Source organism: Colwellia sp. MB3u-55 (assembly GCF_014076785.1).
Lineage (GTDB): Bacteria > Pseudomonadota > Gammaproteobacteria > Enterobacterales > Alteromonadaceae > Colwellia_A.
The window spans coordinates 24,303-44,529 of record NZ_JACGUS010000072.1 but is presented as its reverse complement, the minus strand read 5'-3'; the positions used below and the strand labels follow the sequence as shown (position 1 = coordinate 44,529).

General features: G+C 37.0%; 17 protein-coding genes. 6 read left to right on the top strand and 11 right to left on the bottom strand.

From position 1 onward, the window contains the following. Positions 1-3: 3 nt before the first annotated feature. The 6 genes from H4J66_RS03510 to ttcA all read left to right on the top strand — a co-directional run bounded on the left by H4J66_RS03510 (position 4) and on the right by ttcA (position 6,245). Positions 4-2,412, top strand: a complete 2,409-nt coding sequence (locus tag H4J66_RS03510) for a heavy metal translocating P-type ATPase (RefSeq protein WP_182170661.1) — start codon at positions 4-6, stop codon at positions 2,410-2,412. 29 nt (positions 2,413-2,441) lie between these two features. Further along, positions 2,442-2,654 (top strand): cbb3-type cytochrome oxidase assembly protein CcoS, encoded by a 213-nt coding sequence (ccoS, locus tag H4J66_RS03505; RefSeq protein WP_182170658.1) that lies wholly within the window; start codon positions 2,442-2,444, stop codon positions 2,652-2,654. A 5-nt stretch (positions 2,655-2,659) separates the two neighbouring features. Continuing rightward, positions 2,660-3,337 carry a sulfite exporter TauE/SafE family protein gene (locus H4J66_RS03500; RefSeq protein ID WP_259369049.1) on the top strand — a complete coding sequence of 226 codons (678 nt, stop codon included), beginning with the start codon at positions 2,660-2,662 and terminating at the stop codon, positions 3,335-3,337. Between the two features lie 38 nt (positions 3,338-3,375). Beyond that, on the top strand, positions 3,376-4,095 hold the full coding sequence (fnr, locus tag H4J66_RS03495) for a fumarate/nitrate reduction transcriptional regulator Fnr (RefSeq protein ID WP_070376707.1): 720 nt from the start codon (positions 3,376-3,378) through the stop codon (positions 4,093-4,095). A gap of 149 nt (positions 4,096-4,244) precedes the next feature. Further along, on the top strand, positions 4,245-5,171 hold the full coding sequence (gene uspE / locus H4J66_RS03490) for a universal stress protein UspE (protein ID WP_070376706.1): 927 nt from the start codon (positions 4,245-4,247) through the stop codon (positions 5,169-5,171). A gap of 111 nt (positions 5,172-5,282) precedes the next feature. Further along, positions 5,283-6,245, top strand: a complete 963-nt coding sequence (ttcA, locus tag H4J66_RS03485) for a tRNA 2-thiocytidine(32) synthetase TtcA (protein ID WP_182170655.1) — start codon at positions 5,283-5,285, stop codon at positions 6,243-6,245. Between the two features lie 108 nt (positions 6,246-6,353). Here the strand turns inward: ttcA and H4J66_RS03480 are convergent, their stop codons facing one another. From H4J66_RS03480 to H4J66_RS03430, 11 genes are all read right to left on the bottom strand, one after another. Beyond that, positions 6,354-7,202 carry a glucosaminidase domain-containing protein gene (locus tag H4J66_RS03480; RefSeq protein ID WP_259368636.1) on the bottom strand — a complete coding sequence of 283 codons (849 nt, stop codon included), beginning with the start codon at positions 7,200-7,202 and terminating at the stop codon, positions 6,354-6,356. A gap of 57 nt (positions 7,203-7,259) precedes the next feature. Further along, a complete protein-coding gene (locus tag H4J66_RS03475; protein ID WP_182170649.1) occupies positions 7,260-8,048 on the bottom strand; it encodes a hypothetical protein in 789 nt (262 codons plus the stop codon). Positions 8,049-8,131: 83 nt separating this feature from the next. After that, positions 8,132-8,695, bottom strand: a complete 564-nt coding sequence (locus tag H4J66_RS03470; RefSeq protein ID WP_220463190.1) for a DUF1415 domain-containing protein — start codon at positions 8,693-8,695, stop codon at positions 8,132-8,134. After that, on the bottom strand, positions 8,688-10,466 hold the full coding sequence (locus H4J66_RS03465) for an ABC transporter ATP-binding protein/permease (RefSeq protein WP_182170646.1): 1,779 nt from the start codon (positions 10,464-10,466) through the stop codon (positions 8,688-8,690). Before H4J66_RS03465 ends, H4J66_RS03470 begins: the two co-directional genes overlap by 8 nt. 403 nt (positions 10,467-10,869) lie before the next feature. Then, positions 10,870-12,363, bottom strand: coding sequence for a methyl-accepting chemotaxis protein (locus tag H4J66_RS03460; protein WP_182170643.1), 1,494 nt, complete (start codon positions 12,361-12,363; stop codon positions 10,870-10,872). A gap of 17 nt (positions 12,364-12,380) precedes the next feature. After that, entirely contained in the window at positions 12,381-13,130 is a 750-nt protein-coding gene (locus H4J66_RS03455) for an ABC transporter substrate-binding protein (protein WP_182170641.1), read from the bottom strand. A 153-nt stretch (positions 13,131-13,283) separates the two neighbouring features. Further along, complete coding sequence (locus H4J66_RS03450; protein ID WP_182170638.1) at positions 13,284-14,018, bottom strand: ABC transporter substrate-binding protein; 735 nt, start codon at positions 14,016-14,018, stop codon at positions 13,284-13,286. Positions 14,019-14,027: 9 nt separating this feature from the next. Beyond that, positions 14,028-14,708, bottom strand: a complete 681-nt coding sequence (locus H4J66_RS03445; RefSeq protein WP_182170635.1) for a TorF family putative porin — start codon at positions 14,706-14,708, stop codon at positions 14,028-14,030. Between the two features lie 407 nt (positions 14,709-15,115). Next, positions 15,116-16,447, bottom strand: coding sequence for a HAMP domain-containing sensor histidine kinase (locus H4J66_RS03440; RefSeq protein ID WP_182170632.1), 1,332 nt, complete (start codon positions 16,445-16,447; stop codon positions 15,116-15,118). Positions 16,448-16,494: 47 nt separating this feature from the next. Continuing rightward, entirely contained in the window at positions 16,495-17,163 is a 669-nt protein-coding gene (locus H4J66_RS03435) for a response regulator transcription factor (protein ID WP_182170629.1), read from the bottom strand. Beyond that, positions 17,157-20,216 (bottom strand): efflux RND transporter permease subunit, encoded by a 3,060-nt coding sequence (locus H4J66_RS03430; protein ID WP_182170626.1) that lies wholly within the window; start codon positions 20,214-20,216, stop codon positions 17,157-17,159. The genes H4J66_RS03435 and H4J66_RS03430 overlap by 7 nt, the downstream gene beginning before the upstream one ends. Between the last annotated feature and the right edge of the window lie 11 nt (positions 20,217-20,227).

The window sequence follows — 20,227 nt, the reverse complement described above, 5'->3', positions numbered from 1 at the left end:
CATATGAAAACACTTTGTTATCACTGCAGTGAAATTGTTCCTAATGGGTTAGATTTATCAATAAAAATTGAGAAAACCATGCAGCCGATGTGTTGTATTGGATGTCAAAGTGTTGCTCAAGCGATTATTGATAACGGTTTAGGTGAATATTATCGTTTTAGAACAGCCCCTGCTCAAAAAGGTGAACCACTAGTTCCTGAGCAGTTACAACGTAACAAGTTACTTGATGATGACAGCCTACAAAGTGAATTTACTTATAAAAGTGATGAATATAACGAAGCAATTTTAACAGTTGACGGTATAAGCTGCGCGGCATGTGCTTGGCTTATCGAAATGCAACTTATCAAGATAAATGGCTTAATTAAAATTAACGTAAATGCCACTACACAACGTGCAACAGTTCGATGGAATAATAGTGAGGTTCAACTCAGTGAGCTTATTAATCATATAAGTAATATTGGTTACCAAGCCCTCCCTTTTAAAGCGAGTACCGCCGAGCAGCTTAATAAAACCCAAAGTAATAATTATATTAAACGCCTAGGTATTTCTGGTATTTTAATGATGCAAGTCATGATGATCGCTTTTGGCTTATACTTTGGCGCCTTTTCAGGTATGGATGAGTACAACTTAATCTATTTACGCTATGCAAGCTTATGCTTGACCTTACCTATTGTTACCTATGGCGCATTCCCCTTCTATAAGGGAGCTATTAATGCTTTAAGAGTGAAGCGTTTATCGATGGATGTTCCTGTTGCTATTGCGATTTCACTCGCATTTTCGGCCAGTGCATGGGCAACAATCACTCAGCAAGGTGAAGTCTATTTTGAGTCTGTATCAATGTTCACTTTTTTACTACTTATTGGTAAATTTTTAGAATTTAGAGCAAGAAGTCGCGCAGCGGAAGTTTCGGCTAACTTGCTTAAATTAATGCCGATGATAGCGACAAAACTCATTGATGATAAAGGAGCAGAAAAAGAAGTCATACTACCAGCAAAAAAACTTTGTCCTCTCGATATTGTACTAATAAAACCCGGCGAAGTGGTTCCCGCTGATGGCACAATAATTTCAGGCAGCAGCCAATTAAACGAAGCGATGTTGTCGGGTGAGCAGTTACCATTAAATAAATCAATAGGCGATACGGTCTTTGCTGGCACCATAAACGGTGACGGTAATATCAACGTTGAAGTTAAACAAGCCAGTGAACATTCTTTTTTAAGCCAACTGATCAGATTAAGTGAATCATCTCAAGCGCATAAACCCAAATTAGCAAAATTATCAGATAAAATCGCTCAATATTTTGTTGCAGTTATTTTGCTAACCGCTGTAGGTACTGCATTTTATTGGCAACAACATTTACCTGAAGAAGCTTTTTGGATCACCTTATCGGTACTAGTAGCTACCTGCCCTTGCGCCTTGTCATTGGCAACCCCCACCGCATTAACCTGTGCGACCACACGCTTAAACCGCGAAGGCATCATGATAAAATCTGCACATGTTATGGAAACTTTACCAAAATTAACCACGATTGCCTTTGATAAAACAGGTACCTTAACTTCTGGTGATTTTTCTATTAATGAAATAAAGCGCTTTAATAATGAAAAGCTTAACTATAGCGAGCAGCAGGTTTTAGCTATAGCAGCAGCGCTTGAGTCTTATTCTGAGCATCCTTTAGCCAAACCGTTTAAAGCCTTTCGTGATTACTCCTACCACACTGAAGCCGTTGAAATTAAATCAGGTGCTGGTATTCAGGGGAAAGTGAACGGTCAATACTTTCAAATGGGTAAGCCTAATTGGTTACTTAGCGAAACAAAGATGTTGGCAGAATTTGCGACGGCTTCTTGCCTATTGATAACAGACAACCAATTAGTCGCTGCTTTTTATTTAAGCGATGAAATTCGTAATGATGCCCAAACGCTGTTAGATGACTTAAAGAAAAGTAATCTTTATACCATCATGCTATCGGGTGATAACCCTGCTGGCTGTGAAAAAGTTCAGGCATTATTACATTTAGACGAGTTACATAGTACTTTGACTGCGGCTAATAAGATGGAGATAATAAAAAATCAGCCTAAAAACTCAACCGTTGCTATGGTAGGCGATGGTGTCAATGATACCCCAGTATTTGGCGCAGCCCATGTCTCGATTGCTATGGGTAGTGGCACAGATATAGCTAAAAGCGGTGCAGATGTTATCTTACTCAATAATCGTTTAAAGTCGATAACAACATTAAGACAGGTTGCCAACAAAACTCGTCGCATTATTTGGCAAAATTATTTTTGGGCATTCGGTTATAATGCTATCGTATTGCCGCTTGCTGTTTCAGGCTACATTACCCCCTATATAGCGGTTATAGGTATGTCTGCTAGTTCGATATTGGTTATCACTAACTCATTACGTTTATTGAAAAAGTAAACGAAAACTTATAATAGAGCATAAAAACCATGAGCATTATTTATATTTTGATCCCCATAGCGATAATACTAACCTCTATCGCTATTTATTTGTTTTTCTGGGCAGTAAAGACTGAGCAGTTTGATGATTTAGAGAAACAAGGGATGAGTATCTTGTTTGATGAAGATGAAAATATTACCACAAAAAAGACCACTGAAACCCATAGCGAAAATACAGCTAAAAATGATACGGGTAGTAAATAATAACCATGTTGAGTATTGATTATTTATCAGCATTCATCATCGGCTTGTTAGGTTCGGGACATTGTATCGGTATGTGTGGTGGCATAACAACGATGTTAACATCTGCTATATCGCCGCAACAACAAGGCTGCGATAAATTTAAGCTGGTCGGTGCATATAATGTTGGCCGAATTTTTTCTTATAGCTTAATTGGAGCAATAGTTGGATTTAGTAGTTCTATTGCCATCAAAAACATTGGCGTTCCATTAGGTTTTTTTCGGTTATTTGCAGCTGTATTTTTAATTTTATTAGGCTTGTATTTAGGCCAATGGTTAATGTGGTTATCAAAAGTTGAAAAAATAGGTAAGTTCCTTTGGCGCTATCTATCTCCGTTAAGTAAAAAGTTTATTCCCATTAATAATGCTAAACAAGCGCTAGCATTAGGAGCAATTTGGGGATGGTTACCCTGTGGTTTAGTCTACTCAACATTAACTTGGTCCTTAGCCAGTGGAAGTGCTCTTAGTGGCGCTCTAATAATGACCAGTTTTGGTTTAGGTACTTTACCAGCCTTGTTAAGTCTTTCACTTGGCTCTTTTGGTATAAAGTCGTTGTTAACTAATACGAAATTCAAGAAAATAATGGCGCTAATGATAATTACATATGGTATATACAGTTTAATGTTTGCATATCAGCAATTGTTTTAATATGATCGATAAATTAGGGATAAATCATTTAGGTTAATATGTATAAAAAGCCATGTTCTACATCTCAACATATCCATTGTCAAAACTGTAGTATCAGCGAGCTGTGTTTACCTTTCTCTTTAAATGATAAAGAACTTGATACACTAGACAGTATTATTGACCGTAAACGCCCTATCCATAAAGGCGAACAAATTTTCCAAGATGGCGATAAAATGCAAGCTTTATACGCTATTCGCTCTGGAACATTCAAAACATTTACAGTAAATGAACAAGGTGAAGAACAAATTACCGGTTTTCATTTAGCGGGTGATTTATTAGGTTTTGATGCTATTGCTGAGTCAGAGCACCCTAGTTTTGCAAAAGCCTTAGAAACATCTATGGTCTGTGAGATACCTTACAATACTTTAGATTCATTATCGAATACGATGCCTAAGCTAAAAAAACAAATTCTTCGCATGATGAGTTCCGAGATCCGCGCCGATCAAGAAATGCTAACGCTACTTAACCGCAAAAATGCTGAGCAACGCTTAGCGACTTTTATTTCAACCTTAGCTAGTCGCTATCATGCACGCGGTATGTCACTGACAGATTTTCGCCTAACGATGACGCGCAGTGACATTGGTAATTATATTGGTTTAACGGTTGAAACCATCAGTAGGTTGTTAAATCGTTTCCAAAAAAATGAATTAATCACAGTAGATGGAAAGCTCATTACAATACTTGATATGGTTAAACTTAACGAGTGTGCTTCGCTGTAGTTTATCGCTTTTTTAAATAATTATAGATAAATGCTTAACATTAAAGATGTTAAGCATTTTTTTTATTGAAATATTATGATTTAAAGCAAATAATATCTATTAATTATGGTCTATTATTAATATTATTTAATAAGTAGGGAGTAAATATTATGGATAAGTATAAAAAAATATTAGCCGTTATTGATCCAACCACTGAAAATCAAAAAGCGTTGAAACGTGCGATTGAATTAGCACGACATAGTGGCGGACAGATTACTGCATTTTTAACTATTTATGATTTATCTTATGAAATGACCACCATGCTTTCTGGTGAAGAGCGAGAAGCAATGCGTCAATCGGTTATTAATGATCGTAAACTATGGTTAGACGAAAAGATTGCAGAAACTGATCACGAAGACATAACCATAGATACCTGTATTATTTGGCATAATCGTCCATTTGAAAAGATCATCAAAAAAGTACTGACTGAAAACTTCGATATTGTCATCAAAGGCACCCATCAACATGACAAGCTAAAGTCGGTGATTTTTACACCAACAGATTGGCATATCTTAAGGAAATGTCCCTGCCCAGTATTACTGGTTAAAGACCATAGTTGGCCAAGTAATGGTAATTTACTTACCGCACTCAATATTGGTAGCGATGATGATGAGCACAAAGCGCTCAATAATAAGTTAACCCAAGAATCAATAGTGTTTTCTTCACTTATTAAAGCCAATGTACACTTAGTGAATTCTTATCCGGGTACACCAGTAAATATTGCCATTGAAATTCCAGAGTTTAACGCCTCTGAATATAACGACACGATGTTTAATCATCACAAAAGTGCGATGAAAGACCATGCTAATAGCTTTAATATTCCACTCAAAAATACCCATGTTAAAGAAGGTTTACCTGAAGATGTTATTCAAAGTATTTCTAAGCACATTGATGCTGAATTAGTCGTGTTAGGCACTATAGGTCGAACAGGGATTTCAGCAGCACTTATCGGTAATACTGCAGAGCATGTCATTGACCGCCTTAACTGTGATGTTTTAGCGATAAAACCTGATGGTTACCTCTCTCCACTAGCTTAATATTGAAATATGTAAATATCCATTAAAAAGCCGAGGGTTTTCTTGGCTTTTTGCTATACTACGCGCCGTAAAATTCATACTTTTTTATTTTAAATATCTCTAGGGAACACTATGAGCGCTCAATCAGCGACACCAATAACATCTTTAACACCCAGCCAAAAAATACAGCTGAGTAAACTTGAGAAGCGCTTAAGACGACATGTTGGCCAAGCTATCGCGCAATATAATATGATAGAAGATGGCGATAAAATAATGGTGTGCGTATCAGGTGGTAAAGACAGTTACGCCCTACTGGCTATTTTAATGTTGTTAAAAGAATCAGCGCCTATTCATTTTGATATTGTTGCCGTTAATCTTGATCAAAAACAACCCGGTTTTCCTGAACATATCCTTCCCGAATACTTAGAAGCTTTAGGTGTTGAATATAAAATTGCGCAAGAAGATACCTACTCCATTGTTAAAGATAAAATACCTGAGGGGAAAACCACCTGCAGTTTATGCTCTCGTTTACGCAGAGCTATTTTGTACAAGGTCGCTGCAGAAATAGGCGCAACTAAAATTGCACTAGGCCATCATCGTGATGATATGGTTGAAACACTAATGCTAAATATGTTTTATGGCGGTAAATTAAAATCGATGCCAGCAAAATTGGTCTCTGATAATGGTGAGCATGTTGTTATTCGACCGTTAGCTTTTTGTAAAGAAGCAGAACTCATCCAATATGCACAACTAAAAGCGTTCCCAATTATTCCATGTAATTTATGTGGCTCTCAACCTAATTTACAACGCCAAAACATTAAGAAAATGCTACAGGACTGGAATGTTAATCATCCGGGACGAATTGAATCTATGTTTACTGCTATTCGCAATGTGGTTCCATCACATTTGTGTGACAGTGAACTTTTTGATTTTAAAGGGATTAACGCTGACTCAGGCATTATCAATGGTGGCGATATCGCTTTTGATGATGAACCTATTATTGCCGCTCAATTAACAAACAGCGTCAATATTGAAGAGAATTCAATAGCCAAAACTTCACTAAGTAACAGTCTGAATATTATAGAAATAAAGTAATATCTACCTGAATTAACAGCAAGTATCTAAGCGATAACAACACCAGTCAAAAGGTACTAATGTTATCGCTCGCCATCATTATCTAATGCGTAATAGAATAAGCCGCGCCTAAATAACCTTAGGCTTTGGCTTTGACAATATTTTATCAAAATACACTTTATTATGGCGGATCATTTCTGTTATTTCTAAGACATAATCAGTGCCTCTAATAGAATAACGCAGCAATCCCGTTGCTAGTATTTGTGGCGATAGTGGTTGTTCTTGAGCGCGCAATTGCCCTCTAATTGAACGAAAAACACCATAAGCATGATTGGTATTAATATTGTGTAAATAACGCTGTACCGCATGCTCTAAACTATTAAATGCTGCTACTTCATGTTTAGCACCGTAATCTCTTCCTCTTGGCACCATGCCACAACCTTTTTTATAGCACCACATTCCAAAAAAGTTCAAACCCACTCGAGCAAAACGAGAAGTGCCCCAGGCTGATTCATTGGCTGCCTGCACTAATACTAATTCAGCAGGTACAATATCAATACGCAACAATAGTTCATTAAGCTGCTGTAGCGGAGAGTGTTTTTTATTAACTTTATATTTGTTAATTAATCGCTCAAGTAAAGCTTGTTGATCTGCTAAAAGATTTTCCTCAAGGAAAAGTGTTTCTATCATCAAGGAGACTTCTGCCCTTAACATAAGAATATTGCTATTCTCCTGCGCTATTGCTGGATAAATATAACGGAAAAACTGACGTTTTTTCGTTTTAACATCGCTTATAGAAGCAAAGTTGGGGATCTTAACGTTATGAAGCGGTTGCTCAACCACTTTTACTTTTGCCTTGACTACAGGAGCGATAACAACGTTTTTTACTTCCGGCGTGGGAAGAACAAAAGTTGGCGCTAAAAAAGTGAAGGGCGCAATAAGCGCAAGAAAAAATACACTTATTAACACAGTTCTCATCAAATATTGAATAATCATAATAGCCTTTTTGTTAACAATAAGGTTTTGCACAGAACTTTACGCTGAAAATGTATCACTCGTTTGCTGCCCCATTGCATCAGTGGCTTGTAACTGCATACCAAAAATTTCTCGGTATAAAATACCTTTAACATTATAAAATAGTGGCGCTATAAATGTTAATGCGACTAAGAAAAGCATAACACCAATCACTGAAAATTGTGTTTTAGCAAGAATGGCTAAGGGGATTAAAGATAAAAATAAAGTTAAAAAGAGTAAGCTATAAATAGCGAGTAACTTAAACCACTGAAAACGTGTAACTTGTAAACTCAAGGTGATAGCTTTTATCGGTGATAATTTTTTATCTACCACAAGCGGCAGTACTAATGACAAGGCGACCGCTAAATAAATGCCTGGAAAAAAAAATAAACTCATACCTAAAGTTATTAATACTGACGTTAACAGCGCACAAACAGCAACCCAACTGCCTCGTTTTAAGAAAGCAAAAATTAATTTACTATTGGTTTTTAAGCCAACGGCATGAAAAACGCCCATCATCTCGACACCAACTAAAAAAGGATAGATAACCATAGTAACAACAATATTTAATAATGTTGTTGATTGTGGGTCTTTAATCACTTGTTCAATACCGCCCATGGTATTACTGATCAAAAATGAAACAACAATCCCCAAAATAAGCGTAAAAAGTAATCCTAAATTAATAGCGATTCGCGAGCGAAGTGTTAATTGCCACGCCTCTTTTAATACTGAAGAAACATCAATAGTATATTCACCCTGCAAAGACTTTTCTATGCTACCACCAATTTGTACTACTTTTTTTTCATCCACGAAAATGACTACCTTTGTGTAAATTTTGCAACATTATAGCAAGTTGATTTGCTATTGGAAAATAGCATAAATTTTCACCTGAATTACTGGTGTAATTTAGCAATACGTTTTAATATATTTTGAAAGTAATCAGCACCTTTCTCTTGGGCTAAGGCAATATTATTATCAGGTATTTGCTGTGGATTTTTATACACAGATAATACCTTTTCCATACTCGCTTCACGTATTAAATGAAGCGTGGGTAATGGCGAACGGTTGGTATAATTAGAGGCTGCGTTGAACGGCTCACCTTCAAAATAATAATCAGGATGAAAACTGGCCAGTTGAAAGATGCCTTCGTAACCTAAGGTGAACAACAATTCATTAGCCTCATCAAGTAAATCAAGGTAGCTTTCAAAACCTTTAAACCCTTCATTAAAAATCAATAAAGTCGTTTCTATGTTGGAGTCAGCAACGAGTCTTTCAAATTCTATGGTTAATTCTGCTAAAGCCGATTCGACCTTTTTTGCTGGGCAAACTTGATAATGTATAGTGTTATTAACAAACTCTTTTTTTGCAAAAGGGCAAAAATTCAAACCAATAATTATTTCTTCTAGCCACAGCTGAGTTTGTGAAATTTCAACGGCATACATTTGTTTATCAGGCATTTTGTTGCAGTTGCCACATTGTTGCGTAATGACCCTTTTTAGTGAGTAGCGTTTGATGATCACCCTGCTCTATTATTTCCCCTTTGTGCAGGACAATAATATTATCAGCATCAATAATAGTGGATAATCGATGAGCTATCACTAAGCTAGTGTGATCTTTAGCCACCTCTTTGATTGCTTTTAAAATAGCTTGCTCTGAGTGACTATCAAGTGACGACGTTGCTTCATCAAAGACCAAAATAGCAGGATTTTTCAAAATGGTCCGGGCAATGGCAACCCGTTGCTTTTCGCCGCCAGAAAGCTTTAAACCACGCTCGCCAACGACGGTATCAAAACCTTTTGGTAACGAGGTAATAAAGTGACTTAAATGCGATAATCTTGCGGCTTCTTCAACTTGTGCATTACTCGCGTTTACATTGCCATATTTAACATTTTCAAATAAACTTTCATTAAATAACACCGTATCTTGTGGCACGATGCCAATATTCTTTCTCAATGAATGTTGCGTAATATCAGTAACTGCTTCTCCGTCAATTTTAATACAGCCTTGTTGGCAGTCATAAAAACGAAAAAGTAGTTTCACTAAGGTCGATTTTCCTGAGCCACTCTCGCCAACAACAGCGACTTTTTGACCCGCTTTAACCTCGAATGATACATTTTTTAAAATGGGTCTTTGCTCATCATAAAAGAAGCTAACGTTATCAAATTTAATAGCACCATGGCTTATCACTAATTCTTTGGCATCTTGTGCATCAACAACCTTAGGTACTTTTTGCAACAAGGTAAACATTTGCTCAATATTTGCTAAAGAACCTTTTATTTCTCGATAAACAAATCCTAAAAAGTTTAAAGGGATAAACAATTGCATCATAAAAGCATTAACCAGGACAAAGTCTCCTAAGGTCATTTGTTGATGAGTCACTTGATAAGCCGCTAACGCTAACATTGCCGTCATCGCTAGCGACACGATAATGGCCTGACCACCATTTAAAGCAAACAATGACAAACGGTTTTGCATTTTTGCTTTTTCCCAATCAGCTAACTGACTATCGTAAGCTGTTGATTCATATGATTCATTAGTAAAATATTTAACCGTTTCATAATTTAACAGACTGTCTATTGCACGAGTATTACTTGATGAGTCAGCTTTATTTGCGGCTCTAATGTAGCGCGTGCGCCATTCTGTTGCGTAAATCGAATAAGCGATATAGCTGGCAATAGAGACGCCAGTGATCAGCGCAAACCAAATACCATAATTCACCCATAATATGGTAATAACCATGATTATTTCGAGTAAGGTTGGCACAATATTAAAAACCATAAACCGCATTAAGAAGTTAACCCCAGACGTACCACGGTCAATGTCACGCGAGAGTCCACCTGTCTGTCGGTCCAAATGAAAGTCTAAGTCAAGTTGATGCAAGTGCTCGAAAACTTTCAAACCAATGCGGCGGATCGCTCGTTCAGTAACACGGCCAAATAAGGTGTCGCGTATTTCTGCCAGTAGCACGATAGTTAAACGCACCAAACCATAAGCGGCAACTAAAGCAAAAGGCACAATGAAGATATTATTTTCTTGTTGTGCGTCAAGTCCGTCAACGATATCTTTTAAGATAAAAGGCAGATAAACACTGGCTATCTTAGTCAAAACTAAGCATAACAAGGCAAAACCAATGCGCACTTTAAATTCGAGTAAGTAAGGAATAAGTGATTTTAGCACTCGCCAATTAATGGTGGAATTTTCAGGTGACGAGTAGGAAGATCTGCGCATTAAGGGATATTACTCTGGTAGGAATTAGGCAAACTTTAACGGCTTTAATCACTTAAAGCAATCAAGAAAATAAGCCCATAGTCAACACAAGCTCTGTTTTTTACTTAATTGAAAAAGCGCTGCCGCACTATAGCAGCTATAAACTGAGTCTATTAAGCACATCTCTGCAAATTTTATCCATAAAGCCACTTTAATCATCAAGCGTATTTGAAATAAACAGATAAAAAAAACTGATTATAATTTGTTGTTAGCAAATTATAATCAGCATTTAAGGGTCTCTAAGAGCGAAGGAGAACACCATAGTTATTAAAAGTCCCACCCCCTTCAAATAAATGATTAAAGTCTATCCGTAATAACGTCACACAACGGTAAATTTGCGTTACCGACAATTTAATTCCGACCGTTAAGCTTTAAATTGTTGCGTTAATTTATTGAGCTCATCTGAAGAACTTTGCATAAGCTGAGAGTTTTTTGTCATCGCATTTAATTGTTCTAAACTGCTATGACCTGCGCTAACAATTCTATTAACGTTGCTGCTTAACTCTTCTGCCACAGTACTTTGTTCTTCAACCGCTGAGGCTATTTGCGTTGCCATTTCAGTAATTTGTTCTGTAGAGCTTAAAATGCTACTAATAGACTCACCTGAACTGAGCGCATTTTCAACCGATGCCTTACTTTTAACCTGGCTATCTTCCATAACATGAACCGCTGATTTAGCACCTGATTGTAAACGTTCAATGGTCTGCTGTATTTGTGCAGTGCTTTCTTGAGTTCGACTGGCCAAAGCCCTAACTTCATCTGCAACCACAGCAAAACCACGCCCTTGCTCTCCTGCACGAGCTGCTTCAATAGCAGCATTTAACGCTAATAAGTTTGTTTGTTCAGCAATACCGCGAATGACATCTAATACTGAAACAATACCTTTAACATCATCCTCGAGTGCACCAACGACCTTAGTGGCTTCATTAAGGTGATCAGATAAGCCATTTATCGACTCAATAGACTCTTTAATAATAGTGGATACTGCTCGTGCATCTTGGTTTGCTTGATCTGCTGATCCTGCAGTTAATTGTACGTTATGGGCAATCTCTTTTGCTGATGCTGACATTTCTGTAATAGCAGTCGCTACTTGGTCAGTTTCCGACTGCTGATTCTCTAAATGCCCACGACTGGCCTCAGAAGCTTGATATACATTTTTTGACACCTCTGAAGTCTGCTTTACCGATAATTGAATTGACTGTACAAGCAGTTGAATTTTGTCTACAAAGACGTTGAATGACTCTGCAACAAGGCCTATTTCATCTTCACGTTTAACGCGTAGTCGCTGCGTTAGGTCGCCTTCACCGCGTGCAATATTCTCTAAAGCATTGGCAACTTCACTTAAAGGCTGCGTCACTAGTTTAGCAAATAAAAAGTAGATCGCTGAAATTAAAAATACATCAAGCAAGACCCCTTTAACAATGATACGAGAAGCCAAAGATGACAACTCGACATCTATCGAAGAACTATCAATAAACAAAGTAACATTACCAACACTGGTACTTTGACCGTCTTCAATATGTTGTAACTTAAAAGTGATCGCTTCGTTTGTTTTCTTTCCTTTTGATTGAGATATTGTTTTTTTATCTTCATTGGTTATTTCTATTAAAGCGATATCTTCTGATTGTTGCTCAGAGTTTAAAATACCCATCATTTGATCTTCTTCATAATTCCAAACAGCAGAAGGCAAATTAAGTTTTAATCGAGATTCGACCAAAGAAAGTTGATTTATTTGCTTATTTTTCAGTAGATTACTTTGTGCCATATAATCATACACACCAAAAGAAATGACGAGTGTGGTGACAATAATCAATGCTGAAAAAATAAGTTTAAATGATATAGATTTAGTAACGTTCATATTATTTTTATACCTTTTTACTGCCAGTCTTGTAGACCATATTTATCTAGAATATCTTTTAACTGTCCAGATTCTCTAAGTGTTTCTGTACCTTTCTCGATTAATTCAATGTACATTTTACTGCTCGGTTTTACAGGTGAACAAGCAATATAAATAGGTGCTTTCTCAGTGTTAGTCCCTGCGCTTTTTAGTGCTTTATTAAAACCAAGTTCTTTTAATTTTGCATTCGCTACTGGAACCGATTCAACGACAACATCAATTCGGTTGTTAACAAGTTTTTTAAAGTTTTTCTCCAAAGCATCGGTTCCTGAAACATCTTTAAAAACATCTGGTCGACTTTTTATTAACGCATCAAACTCTTTGCCATAAGCATAACCACTAATAACACCTACTTTCTGAGTTAATAGCGAATCAAAACCGGTAAACTTCCAAGTTGATGCATTATTAACATAATATCCTGTACCATCCATTCCCCAGTGCACGGAAGGAAAAATAAAGTCGGGTGCATCTTCAGGATACGCTCCCACAACGCAGTCAAACTTACCTTCACGAACCGAGTTTACCGCCCTTTCCCATGGCATTACCTTATAATCAACAGTATGTCCTGCTGCTGTAAAAATTGCAGTAGCCATATCAATCATATAACCTTGCTTGTCACCACTTGGATCGCCATTCATCGGAAACCAGTCGTCCGCACGAATAGTAACTGTCGCTGCAGATGCTGGCAGTGAAATGATGATAGTAAGTAAACCAATAATCAGTTTCATCGTATTAACCTTGTTAAGTGTATAGTTGAGTGAATTACGCACACCTGCTTTTAATCAAGGGTTATCATATTCATTAAGAACAAAGTGCGTAAATACAACAATCTATTGTGTTAGCCTAAAAAACTATTCTTTATGTATAATTAACATAAAGTCCTATTCATTCAAATATTTTTTCATCACCGCCGTAATATCAATCTTCTTTAAACCTTCATTATAGATAGCTAACCATTTTTTACCTTCGGTACTATTTTTAAAGGCTACAAATAATTCCTTTTCTGTCAACAATTTAGCATTAATTTGCACTTGTTCTTGCGCTTTTTCTAAGTCTTTGCTATTCGCTAGTAAGTAACTAAAAACATTGGTATCGATAACAGCAGCATCGATTCGACCACCCGCAACTTTACGAATGTTGGTTTCATCAGAGGTAGCGGTTTGCGCTTTTATTTCGCCACTAGCAATTAATGCATCAACTTCAGCCGTATTAACATAATCTTGCACTACGCCAATTTTATATTGCGTTAAATCTTTAACTGCAGACCATACTATGGGTTTTTTCTTGTTTTCAATTAATCCTAAAGGCCCCTTCCCCATCGGATTAGAAAATGAAAACTCATTTGACTCATAGTAATACTCAGGAAAGTAACCTGCATATTTTGAGTCTGGTTGCGATGCATGTTTTACAGCACGGCTCCAAGGGAAAAAATCAACCTTCAACTCATGTCCCATCGCCTTAAACGCAGCTTTAGCTAAAGCAACTGAAGCACCTTGTTCATTTAAAGCCTTTCCTGAATATGGCGGCCAAGTTAACGAGGTTAGGTAAACTGTGTCGCTAAATGCGGGTGTGCTAAAAGACAAAATTAATATAAACTTTATGACTTTATTAAACATGGCTATCTCCTAAAACTGAAATGTACGAGCAACGGAAAGCAATAGTGTGGTATCGCCATAAGTATCTAAGTCAGTGCCGTGCAGCCCTAGTGAAAAATCAAAACCATTGGTACTAAAGTTACTGGTGACTTGCCAGTGATTATAACTGTCACTACCGGGCTCCCATTGCCATTTGTCATCATCTAAACTACTCGACCTATCAATACCCACTAATAAAGTTAATTCATCATTAATAGTAAAGGTATGATTTAACATAACAATGTAATGACCTGCCCCTGTTCCAAAGTAATCCCAAGCATACCAAAAGTTTAAATCGGTAGCGCCGAAATTCCATTTAGTATATATCTCAGTATAGTTACCGTCAGAACTATAGCTTGCGCCGTTATAAGTATATTGAGCAACGCCAATATCAAGATTAACGGTATCATTTACCGCCGTGTAATAACCGAGATAAACATCTGCTTCTATATTCGTATCATCACCAAAATCAACATTTGATGCCCACCCCCCCGCATACCAACCATCCGCACCAGACCAGTCAAGACTTCCTTGAAGTGCTGGGCCCTCATCTGTTTGGCTAACACCATTAAAAAGATAATCGCTTGCTACTGTAACGGTTGATGACCAGTCAGCGAACGCAGATGAAGACATGGTAAGTAAAGTTGTTACCAATATTAAATGTTTTTTCATTAAGTTAATCCTATAAAAGACATCTATAAAATTATAGTCACTGATCGCTTAATAACAATCTTTTACTGATATTATTTAGTCGATGAGCTAACTCAACTCATTGATGGTGAAGAACTTGTATAGTGATTACGGCAATAAATGTTAGCAGATAACAGATGAAAGATGGTTGTAGAGCAGTAAAGGCAAGTAAATGAGTTGTTTAAGTCGTATTGGCATTAGGTAATTACTGTATTAATGCTACTTTATGTTAGTTTCAATTGATCATAGTTAGTCGGTATCGATGTTATTGTCTAGTCATCAATTCCGCGATAAATAGGGTGTGATAAGTTTGTGTGACTTTCCCTAGAGGAGCTTTATCTACAACGCTAAGATATTAACCCATCTTGATAAAGATGAAGTTAGTTAAATTAAATAGGGTGTCGAAAATCAACAGTCGCTTTACGACCACCACTTGCATCATTATTTTGATATGACCAATGCATTTTATTGACGATTTTATCAACTAACCTTAAACCTAAACCATAACCGTAATCAGCACCACTGTGATCAAAGTCACCTTCACTTATATTAATATTTTCAACAATAACGAGGCCTTGGCTACATTGAATAATAACTTCGCCTGCTGCTGTATATTGAAATGCATTGCGAATTAAATTGTTGAGGATCAAGCGACAAGGTGTTTCAAGTACCTTAATATGGGTAGGCGTCAATTTAAGTGTTATTTTAACTTTTTTACTTTGTAATAAGTACGCATTGTCTTCAACCAAGTTGTTAATCATCAAATTTAAGTCTATTTCGACTAAAGCTAATGTTTGTTGATTACTTTGCTCTATAGAGTTTTCCTGGCTAAGCCATAATAGTGTTTCTGTGGTGTGTTGCATATTGAGTGCTGCCCTACTGATACGGGCTAAAGACTGTTCACCTTTGTCTTTATTATTTTCGCTAGAGAATATTCGGGTTAATAATTCACTGTTACTTTTAACAACCGCTATCGGGGTTCGTAACTCATGGCTTGCATGGCGTAAAAAATCTTGTTCTTTATCAAGCATAGCACTGAGCCTTAATAGCGCTTTTTGCTGTTGAACTGCAATCGCCGTTAACTCATAGAATTCAAAATTTGGTATGTCTTGCTCAACATTTTCAAGGGTTAAACTTTCAACCCAATCACCAATACGGTAAAAGGGTCTTAACGTTCGTTTGAGCAATAACTGGACAGAGAAATGCATTACTAATAAAAAAATTAATGCGATTGGCCACGTTAGCTGGAACATTTTGCTGATACCCATTTGGCTTAAGGCATCATATTGTTTAATATTTATTTTTCGAACTAAATAAAAAATTTTACCATCAAATAATGGCTGTGCAATAACAAAAATAGCTTGCTCTGGCCATGAAATAAAAGTGTCTTCACTGAATAGTCGAATGTTATCCATCGCCATTTTTTTAACATTTTCAAAGGCAGCAAAGTGCTCTCGTATTTCGATGGGAAGACTTTTCCAATCTAAGAAACCTTGAAAGTGAATGTTATTAGGCAGTGGGTGGTCGATATTTTTTTGATATTGACGTGCAAAATCGTTACTTTCTAAATGAAGATCCTGAAAGTTAGCTTCATCAAGCCCATGAATAAAATAAAAGTTAATCACTAAGGTGTAACTGAGCACGATAATTAAGGCAATCATGCTTTGTACTTTTAAAACGTATCGACGTAGGGTTTGTGGTTTTTTCTTAGATTTACTCATATCAATTATTAACTATAAAGTCGCTATTATAATGTTCATTAATCTCATCATGCACGAAAAACAAAACCTTGTCCCGCTACCGTATGAATAAGCTTACTTTCATTGATGGTATCGATTTGTTGTCTCAATTTAAATAAATGGACTTTCAAACTATCACTGTCTGGGAGTTCATTTCCCCAAACAGCTTGCAACAGTTGTTTTTTTGAAACAACCTCAGGCGATTTTCGCATCAGTACTTCAAGGATTTTCCAACCTGTTGGTGACAATTGTAATGTACGTTGTTGCCGTTTTAATGTTTTAGCGCCAAAATCAACGTCAAGACCGAAGAGTGATAGTCGGTTCGTTTGACCACTGCGGCGATTTGCTAACACCTGAATACGGGCAATAAGTTCTCTCATTTCAAATGGTTTAACCAAGTAATCATCTGATCCTGCCGCAAAGCCAGCCAGTTTGTCATCTAAGGTATCTCGAGCGGTCAACATCAAAATCGCCGTACTATTTCCTTGCTCACGCATTTTTTTACAGACGGTTAAACCATCCATGCGCGGCATATTCACGTCGAGAATCATCACATCAAAGTGGTGATTACTGAGTAATTCTAAGCCAGCAATACCATTGGCTGCGTGATCACAGGTTATGCCTTCTAATTCAAGATAATCAATAATTGTCGTTGCTAAATCAAGATCATCTTCAACTAATAGTATATGAACTAGCATCGACTGATCTTAAAGAAACTAGCATATAAAACGGGCACGACTGCTAAAGTTAAAATCGTACCAACACCTAAGCCGAATGCTAATACGGTTGCCATACCATAAAACATTGACATTGGGTCTATCAATAACGGTAATAACCCCATGATGGTGGTCACAGTTGTCATCGTTATTGGGCGTAATCGTGTTAAACACGAATTAACAATGGCTTGATAGTCACTTTGCCCTGTGGCTCGTTCAATTTCAATTCGGTCAATTAAGACAATCGCATTATTAATAATAATACCTGCCAAACTATAAATACCTAAGGTGACCATAAATCCAAAAGGTGCATTCATGACTAACAGGCCAACAACCGTCCCTATTAGTGATAAGGGAATAGTCAGTACAATAATTGACGCTCGGCGGAATGAATTAAATTGCATAACCAATAAAATGAGCACCAAACCAATAACCATCGGCATACTCGCCCCAAGAGCTTGTTGTGCTTCTTTGGACTGGACAATAACACCATCGTATTCAATTAAATGGTTAACGGGTAAATCTTTTTTTAATGCTTGAATGTCGCTGTCAATAACAACCTGCAAATCTTCGGCTGTCATTTGAGTATTACTGGCTTCAATCGTGATAGTCGTAAACATATTCTCGCGTTGAATTTTTGCATACTGATTAACAGGAATAAAATCTGCCACTTGAAATAAGGGCACTGAGGACCCGGTTTGATTAGAAAATATTGATACCGTACGCAACCTATCTAGATTAAAACGCTCTTCTTCTTCTGCGCGAAAAACCACAGGAATAATATCATCGCCATCACGATATTCAGTAACATTAGCGCCGCTAAAATATCCTTGTAAGGCCGTAGCTACGTCAGAAGAAGTAACACCAGCTCGACGGGCACGATGTTGATCAATTTTAACTTGCATCTTAACAATACGATTTTCCCAGTCTGTACGCACATTTTTAGTATAAGGGACCGCTTGTAAAACGCTCATAATTTCTTTAGCTTTTTCATATAAAATGTCTTTATCGGGACCTTTTACTTGAATACTTATCGTGCTTGAATCTGAAGGACCAGCAAACATCCGCTTAACGCGTCCAGACACATTGGGGAAGTTTTCAATAATACCGTTATGCAGTTTATTAACAAAAGTATTAATTTGTGTCTCATCTTTAACATTAATGACGACAAACCCCTTATTATTAGCGGGATCTTCTGGATTAAGTGTTAATACAAAACGCGGGCCGTTAAAACCAGAATACCCCGAATAGTTACTGATCTCAGGAAAACTCGTCTTATCATCTAACCAAGTAAACACCTCTTGCATTTGACGATTAGTTTCTCTTGCCGAAGTCCCATTAGGTAGGTCAATGTACATCATCACCTGAGTTCGGTCAGAGTCGGGAAAAAATTGTTTTTTTAGCAAGCCGAAACCACTTAAAGATACGATTAAGGTGACGACCATCAAGGTCATAAAAATTGTTTTATGTGCTAAAACCCAATGAAGGAATTTTTCATATATTTGATAAAATTTTGTTGAATTTTCAGTGGGTTTATCTGTTGCCGCCGACCCCTTGTTATCAGCTTTGATAAAGAAATAACAAAGCGTTGGAGTTACACATAAAGCTAAAACCCAACTGGTCATTAACGTTATCAGTATAACTAAGGAAACCGAGCGAGTGAATTCACCCGCTACATGCTCGGCAAGCATTAAGGGTAAGAAAAATAAAATCGTGGTTACCGATGAACTGAGTAATGGCATGGCAAGTTCTTTACCGCCCTGGCACATAGCATCAAAGCGGTCTATGCCTTGTTCAATTCTTCGTTTAAAGTCTTCAGCGATAACGATGCCATTATCAACCAATAAACCCAAGGCAATGATCAGTGTTGCTAAGCTCATTTTCTCTAACGTCATACCAGAGAATTTCATAATAGCTAATGTGGTTAACATCACAAAAGGTACAATTGAGCCAACAATTAAACCGGTACGTAAACCTAAAAAGTAAATAACAACCAATAATACAATCACCAGTGTTTGTATTACATTGATTGAAACCCCTTCAATAGATTTCTGTACTTGATCCGCTTGATAGGTAGCAATATTGATTTTGTAACCTATTGGTAAAGTATTTTCAATATTGGTGACCATATTTTTAACTCTTGGCGCATATTCCAATAAGTTATATTTTTGCAGCATGGAAACCCCAAACATAATAGCGGGCTCACCATTGAAGTAGGCGGGTTTATCTGGCGGATCGATAAAGCCTCGGCGCAGGCTAACGATATCTTTTAGCGCGATGGTATCGTCAGTCCCAGTGATTCTGATATGAGTGTTACCTATTTCTTCCAGTGAAGAAAAATTACCTGTTGGCTCAACCACAATGGAACGTAAACCCGTATCAATCTGTCCACCTGGACTAATAATATTTTGATTTTGCAGTTCACTAATAATGCTACGCGGTGAAATACCCAATTGAGCGAGTTTAGCTGTTTTTGCTTCAAGGTATATTCGTTCAGCTTGTACGCCAATGATATCAACTTTTTTAGTCCCGGCAACATTGTATAAATTGTCACGAATATGTTTAGAAATATCATACATCTCACCTAAGTCAAAACCGTCAGCGGTTAAGGCTAAAGTGACAACAGAAACGTCACCAAATGAGTCATTAACAAAAGGGGGACTAGTCCCTTCTGGCAAATTCAATTGCGCTTGTTTAACTTTATTACGTAAGTCTTGCCAAATATTATCTAAATTAAAATAGCGATCGTAAATTTCGACGTGAATGACCGATTGCCCAGTCATAGAGGTCGATGTAAGTTTTTCAACTTCAGGGATTTTTCTAATTTCTTTTTCAATGGCACGCGTGATTAATTGTTCAACACGTTCAGGGGCCATGCCAGGGTATGAAGTGGTAACAATGGCTTTGCGTATGGTTATTGTTGGGTTTTCTTGTGCTGGTAAGGTTAAATAAGCAAAAACACCGTTGATCAATAATAAGGCAAGTACCATTAAAATGGACTTTCGGTAGGTAAAAGCAATTTTAGTTAAATTCATAAAAGTCTCTA